The sequence below is a fragment of the Rubellimicrobium roseum genome, from assembly GCF_006152145.1.
Classification (GTDB): Bacteria; Pseudomonadota; Alphaproteobacteria; order Rhodobacterales; family Rhodobacteraceae; genus Rubellimicrobium; species Rubellimicrobium roseum.
The window spans coordinates 23,437-30,393 of the sequence record NZ_VDFV01000043.1 but is presented as its reverse complement, the minus strand read 5'-3'; the positions used below and the strand labels follow the sequence as shown (position 1 = coordinate 30,393).

5 protein-coding genes are annotated in these 6,957 nt (G+C 60.7%); 1 reads left to right on the top strand and 4 read right to left on the bottom strand.

The genetic code is table 11. The features are described 5' to 3' along the window. Positions 1-726 precede the first annotated feature (726 nt). The 3 genes from FHG71_RS18625 to FHG71_RS18615 all read right to left on the bottom strand — a co-directional run bounded on the left by FHG71_RS18625 (position 727) and on the right by FHG71_RS18615 (position 3,782). On the bottom strand, positions 727-2,133 hold the full coding sequence (locus tag FHG71_RS18625) for a TRAP transporter large permease (RefSeq protein WP_139083203.1): 1,407 nt from the start codon (positions 2,131-2,133) through the stop codon (positions 727-729). Positions 2,134-2,136: 3 nt separating this feature from the next. Continuing rightward, complete coding sequence (locus FHG71_RS18620; protein WP_139083202.1) at positions 2,137-2,709, bottom strand: TRAP transporter small permease; 573 nt, start codon at positions 2,707-2,709, stop codon at positions 2,137-2,139. A 95-nt stretch (positions 2,710-2,804) separates the two neighbouring features. Next, positions 2,805-3,782, bottom strand: a complete 978-nt coding sequence (locus FHG71_RS18615) for a sialic acid TRAP transporter substrate-binding protein SiaP (protein WP_139083201.1) — start codon at positions 3,780-3,782, stop codon at positions 2,805-2,807. Between the two features lie 480 nt (positions 3,783-4,262). Between FHG71_RS18615 and FHG71_RS18610 the strand changes: the two genes are divergently transcribed. After that, positions 4,263-5,303, top strand: a complete 1,041-nt coding sequence (locus FHG71_RS18610) for an L-idonate 5-dehydrogenase (protein ID WP_139083200.1) — start codon at positions 4,263-4,265, stop codon at positions 5,301-5,303. Positions 5,304-5,412: 109 nt separating this feature from the next. Here FHG71_RS18610 and FHG71_RS18605 read toward each other — a convergent pair whose 3' ends face one another. Further along, entirely contained in the window at positions 5,413-6,588 is a 1,176-nt protein-coding gene (locus FHG71_RS18605) for an alpha-hydroxy acid oxidase (RefSeq protein ID WP_139083199.1), read from the bottom strand. Positions 6,589-6,957: the final 369 nt, after the last annotated feature.

The following is a 6,957-nucleotide window of genomic DNA, read 5'->3' as shown; positions in this document are numbered from 1 at the left end:
CCTCAGACCGGGAGCTTGAATCACACCGTCACAGCGGGAGCGAGCAGATCAATGGGTCCTGAACCTAGCCCATCAGTGTCTTCAGATTATTCATAGTTCTAAGATTCTGCGGGCGTAAGTTACTGGTGAAAAGGTGCTTTCTCTACCTAACTGTGAAGGTTTTGGGGTCTTCGGTGAGGTCTCTGGTGCCTTTGGCGAGAATCCGGGGAAATCTATGAACTCCTCGGGGCGCTACTATGAAGTCTTCGGGCACTTGTACGTCTGGAAGCCGTTCGGCGAGGTCACGGCGCAGTTTGCCGACCTCTGGCGCGCGAGTGGACCGAGATCGCCCCCCGAAGATCGTCAAGGAGTGGACGTCCACCGCTCCGCGACCGGCCGGTCGCCGCTTGTAGGAACCCAGAGACTAAAACGGTCGTTTTTGTCCCGCAATGATTGGTATAGCAGTTCCATGTAGTTAACGCGGACAGAACCTTGGGACAAAACCTCGCGAGCTTTGGTAGGGTTTTGTCCATGATCCTGGGTCACGCGCGGGTGTCCGCCGATGACCAGAGCCTTGATGCGCAGCGTTAGCGTCCACGGAGGTGGTGGTTTTCGAGTGTAGCTGGGGGTGTGCGGTTAAGGTGCAGCTGTCCAATTTCACGTTAGCCAAGAGTATCCGATGACCTTCGCCACGCTTGACCTGATCGAGCAGAGCCGGCCCTGGGCCGGAGAGGCGGACCAGCAGGCCTACCTGACCATTCCAGCCGCCGCTGGCAGCCAGAGCGTGAGCTGGGGAATAAAGGTGATCGCGATCAGGGCGAGGAAGAGCGGCACCAGCCAGGGCAAGATCGCCATCGTGGTGCGCTCGACCGACATTTTCGATATGCGGGCGAGCACAAAGATGATCATGCCAAGTGGCGGCGTCAGCAGACCGATCATCAGGTTGAGCGTGAGGATCAGCCCGAAATGGATTGGATCGATGCCGAATTGCGTCGCGACCGGCAGCAGGATCGGCACGAAAAGCGTGATCGCAGCGATCGTGTCAAGAAAGCAGCCGACGATCAGCAGGAGAAGATTCACCAGGATCAGGAAGACCCACGGCGTGTCCGTCAGGGCGAAGATCCACGCCGAGAGGAGTTGCGCGGCTTGGCTGACCGTCAGGAGCCAGGCGAAGATCGATGCGGCCGTGACAATGAAGAGGACCGAGGCTGTGGTCTCGATCGTGTCCATGCTCGCCTTGGCAAGCGCGCGCAAGGTCATCGTGCGGTAGCGCACCAGCCCGAGGAAGAGAGACCAGAGCACTGCGGCGACAGCCGCCTCCGTCGGGGTGAACCAGCCCATCGTCATTCCGCCGATCAGGATGACGGGTGTCATCAACGCCATGACCGCGTCGAAGTCGAAGTACCAGTCCGCTGCAACCAGCAGGACGAGCGCCACTATCACCGCAACGTTCAGCGACAGCCCGGCAGCGGTGAGAAGATATGCCACAAGCGGGAACAGCGCTACGACCATGACCTCGACGGCGGCCCGGAACAGCCTCCACCACTCGAAGGCGGCATCGGAGCCCCAGTTATTGCGATAAGCAAGGATCGCCACTGTGGTCATCATCAGGAGCGTCATGAACGCGCCGGGAATGAGCCCGCCAAGAAAAAGCGCTCCGATCGAGACATTCGCCATCATCCCGTAGATCACGAAGGGCAACGATGGCGGTATAATCGGCCCGAGCGTAGCGGAGACGGCTGTCACGCCCACTGCCACTTCGGTGCGGTAGCCGTGGTCCTGCATCGCCTTGATCTCGATCGTTCCGATGCCGGCGGCATCGGCAATGGCAGTGCCAGACATGCCGGAGAACACCACGGAGCCGATGATGTTGACCTGGGCGAGCCCCCCCTTCATCCAGCCGACCAGCGCGACCGCGAAGGCGTAGATTCGGCCGGTGACGCCGGCGATGTTCATGAGATTGCCGGCCAAGATGAAGAATGGCACCGCAATGAGCGGAAAGCTCTCGACCCCGGCGATCATGCGCTGCGCGACGATCACGTCGGGCACGACGTCATAGACCAAGATGTAAATGATCGAAGCCGCCGCCATAGAGACCGCGATCGGCACGCCAACGATCATGAGCGCGAGGAAGGCGCCGATCAGGATCCACATGGGTCAGTTCTCCGCTGGTTCGGGTCTCTCGGGCCGCTCGATCACCGAATGGCCACGCCGCCAATGCACGACCGCCATTTGCGCCGCGCGGACGGCCATAAGTACGAAGCCCGCCAGCACCGAATAGAAGACGATGGACTTCGGCAGGTCGACGGTGACCATCCGCTCGGTGCTGATGATCGACGAGTAGCGCCAGACCAGATAGGCGGCGTAAGCGAAGAAACTGATGTTGACGAGATCAACCACCGTCGCCAATATACGCGCCGCGCGCACCGGCAGTAGGCGGTAAATAAAGTCGACCTGGATATGTCGGAACAATCGCACGCACATGACCGATCCCAAGAAGACGGTCACAACCAAGCAGTAGATCGCGATCTCCTCCGTCCAGGCGAAGCTGTTATTGAGGACGTAGCGTGTGAAGAACTGCAGGAAGACCGCGCCCGCCATCATCCAGAACACGACGAAGGCGAACCAGTCTTCTGGTGCGTAGATTGAGAGGTCTATCGGCGGCGGTGGCTCGTCAAAGCTCTTCGCGATCTCCTCGCGGGTGATGGGGGTATGTCGTTCATCAGCCACGCGGCACCTCGATCGATCTTCACAAGCCGGTAAGACTCGGGGCAGTTCGTCGGGTAGCACCGGCCCCGAAAGGTCCGATGCGCCTTCTGCCGCGATCAGCTCGGTTTGTCGGCAAGAGCCCTGATCGCCTCCCAGTCAGCCTCACGGTAGCCGAATTCCTCGAAACCAACCTTCTCCCGGACCGCCTCCTCGAACGACGATGTATCTACCTCGACGACCTCGAGCCCTTCTTCACGAAACTTGTCGACCAGTTCGGCTTCGCGTTGCTGGATCGTCCGCGTCGCCCGCTCGGCCGCCTCCTGCATCACCTCGACGAAGATCTGCCGGTCCTCCTCGGACAACCTGTCCCACAGGCTGCCGGAGATGATCGTATTGAGGTGGTCGACGATGTGCCCGGTCAGGTTGATATGCGACTGAACCTCGTAGAACTTCTTCGCCTCGATCGTGGTCAGCGGGTTTTCTTGAGCCTCCACGGTCCCCTGCTGCAGCGCAAGATAGACTTCGGCGAAGGCGATAGGTGCCGTGTTTGCATCGCAGGCCTGCGGCATCGCCAGATAGGCCGGCACGTCGGGCACCCGGATCTTCAGGCCCTCCATGTCGGCGCAGGTGTTGATCGCACGGTTCGCAGTGGTATGGCGCGTTCCGTAATAAGTCGTGGCGACGATGTGGTGGCCCGAGGCCTCCTGGTAGCCTGCGGCCAGTTCATTGTAGATGTCGCTGCCGACGTAGTTCAGCAGGTGGTCCGGCCCGTCGAAGATGTACGGATAGTACGTCACGCCGATCGGCGGATAGGCGCGGGCGGCGAAGCTCGATCCTGAGATGATGATGTCCACCGTGCCGAGCGACAGGCCTTGGTTGATATCGGTCTCCTTGCCGAGTTGCGAGGCGGGAAAGACGTCGATTTCATAGCGACCTTCCGTCCGCTCGGTGATCTGCTCGGCCGCCCAGACCGATTCTGTGTGGAAGGGCTCCGATGTCTCGTAGACGTGGGCCCACTTGAGCGTTTCTTGCGCGGCAGCAGCACTCGCGACGAGTGCCGTCACGGATATAGCGATGGCGGCAATCCGTAGCATTGCGTTCCTCCCCACTTCGCCTTTTGGCTTTTTCTAAGCTGGAACCTGACAGGTGTGTTTGTCGCGGTCAACCGCACCCCACGCCATGCTTTATATCGCAGTCTGCTTGCTGGCCGTCGCGCCTCTCGACGCCGCGTCAGCCACCGCCGAGAGGCAAGCGGCGTTAGGGTACATATGGTTAGGCGCTTAACGCGATCTTGCCAGAGCAAAAGGCAAGAGTAGTTCCGAGCGCAGTTGATCGGCCGGTCTGATGGCGCTCCTCTTGGCTTTGAACCAGGCGATGTTGATTTCATACCAAGTGAAAAGTGCCAGGCGAGAGAGATGGCCCTATTGCTGACACTGACAACACCCCACATTCTGTGTCTCGTCTCGTCTCGTCTCGTCTCGTCTCGTCTCGTCTCGTCTCGTCTCGTCTCGTCTCGTCTCGTCTCTTGCGCCGCTCGCCCTTTGCCCGTCTTAGCCCTTCGAATGAGGTCACCCATGTCCGTCCGCGTCTGCCGCCTTCACGGTCAGCATGACCTAAGGATCGAGACTGTGCCCGAAGTTAAGCCGGGCGAAGGTGAAGTGTTGGTCCGCATCGGTGCCGGTGGCATCTGCGGATCCGATCTGCACTACTTCCAAGACGGCGGTTTCGGCCCGATCCGAGTTCGCGAGCCGATCATTCTCGGGCACGAGGCTGCAGGCACGGTCGAGCATCTCGGCGAAGGTGCGACTAGCCTTGCCGTGGGCGATCGGGTCGCAGTCAATCCTAGCAGGCCTTGCGGCCACTGCCCTTACTGCGAAGATGGGCTGTTCCAGCATTGCCTCAACATGCGCTTCTTCGGCTCGGCTCTGCGCTTCCCCCATGAACAAGGGTTGTTTCGCGACCGCGTGGTCGTGCCAGCCACACAGTGCGTTACCGTCTCGAGCAGTACGAGCATCGCCGAAGCCGCCTGTTCCGAACCACTCGCCGTGTGCCTGCATGCCGCGAACCGCGCGGGCGAACTCTCCGGCGCGAGAGTGCTCGTGACCGGAGCCGGTCCCATCGGGGCGCTCTGCGTTGCAGTGGCAATCCATCGCGGTGCGGCCGAGGTCGTGGTCACCGATTTGCACGACCAGCCTCTCGCCGTGGCACGCCAGATGGGCGCAACCGAAGCGCTTAACATCGCCGCCGTTCCCCACGCGTTGGAAGCTTACGAAGCCGAGAAAGGGTACTTCGATGTGGCCTTCGAGTGCTCCGCCGCAGCGCCTGCGATCGAGGCTGCGACACGATGCGTCCGACCCCTTGGTCGGATCATCCAGGTCGGCGTAGCCGGAGCCCTGCCAGTTGCAATCAACGCCATCGTCGGCAAGGAGATTGCTTTCCTCGGGACCCATCGCTTTCACGCCGAGTTTTCGGAGGCCGCCAGCCTGATAGACTGCGGCGTGATCAGCGTGAAGCCTATCATCACCCACAGTTTCGTGCCGGAAGACCTTGCCAACGCATTCCGGGTCGCCGGGGACCGCGCCCAGTCGGTTAAGACACAGCTGATTTTCAACTGACCCACGGCCGGCCGCGCGGGTGGGTGAAGCAGGCTTTTCTTGCCCCTGTCTAGCCTCTCACTCCGGCAAGGGCGCCCTGTAGGTCTTCCGCACCTGAGGCATTATCGGCTCACGATCTATCCGCCCACTCACCCTCAAAGTCCGCAGGAACCAAAAGAATGTCTCGGTTCATCTCACGGAGGCTGCGCCGGCCACAGAGAGCCATCGTGGTGTCCATCTCCTTGCGGAGGATTTCCAGCGAGCGGGTCACGCCATCCTCGCCTATGGCGCCTAGCCCGTAGATGTAGGCGCGTCCGATCATGGTAGCATCCGCACCCAAGGCGATGGCCTTGAGGACGTCCTGACCCGAGCGGATGCCGCTGTCGATCCAAATCTCGGTCTCTCCTTTCACCTCCCGCACAATCGAGGGAAGCATCCGGATGGACGAGAGGGCGCCGTCCAACTGACGGCCGCCGTGGTTCGACACCACAATAGCATCCGCGCCCACCGTCACGGCCAGTCGTGCATCCTCGGGATCGAGAATGCCTTTGAGAATGAACTTGCCGCCCCAGCGGTCACGTACCCGGGCGATCATGTCCCAATCCAGACGCGGTTCCAGCTGCGCTGCCGACCAGGAGTGAATGTCGCCCAAGCCGGCGACGCCGGGGGCATGTCCGACGATGTTGCGAAAGGTACGTCGCGACGTTCGTGCCATACCGAAGGTCCACCTCCACTTGGTGGCAAGATCCCACAGGCTGCGGGCCGTGAGCTTGGGCGGCGTAGAGACGCCGTTTTTAAGATCCTTGTGCCGCTGCCCGACGATCTGGAGGTCAAGCGTGACCACCAGCGCCGAGCAGTGCGCCGCCTTGGCGCGATCAATCAAGGTGTCGGTAAAGCTCTTGTCCTTCTGCACGTAGAGCTGGAACCAGAATGGCTTTTCAGGGACGTGGCTCGCCACGTCCTCAATGGAACAGACTGACATGGTGGAAAGCGTGAAAGGCACGCCGAACTTTGCCGCGGCACGCGCGGCTTTGATCTCCCCATCCGCCGCTTGCATGCCGAGGCTTCCGACCGGGGCGAGAGCTACCGGCATGGTCACCGGCTGGCCCAGCATGGTGCTCTCGATCGACCGTCCGCTCATATCGACGGCGACACGCTGGCGGAAACGGAGCTTTGCAAAGTCCGACGTGTTCTCGCGGAAGGTCTGCTCGGTCCACGACCCCGACTCGCAATAATCAAAGAACATCTTGGGCGTCCGGCGGCGGTGCAGGCGCTTAAGATCGTTGATGTTGGTGATGACGGGCATGGAGACTTCTTACTTCAGAATGAGGAAACCGAGTTGAGGTGATCTGCCTCGCGATATTTTTTCATATCCGGGCGTTTCGGTGTTCACCGCCTCGTTCAGCGAGCGGGAGCCCCACCTTTTGAACCTGAAGATCGTGGGCGGTGTCCAGCATCTCCCGCAGGCTCCACTGCGGCGCAGCTGGTTCGCCTATCAGACCACCACCATTCCTTGAGACACAAAAAGGCGCGCGTCGCTTTCAGAGCCGTACGTTTCGTTCCCGTCCTCCTACTTCTGAAAGGTCCGATCGCACCCGACCCGCAAGAGGGCATCCCACTGCAGGTCTAGGTTCTGATCGTCAGTCGAAACACACGCATAACCGATCGGCATGTC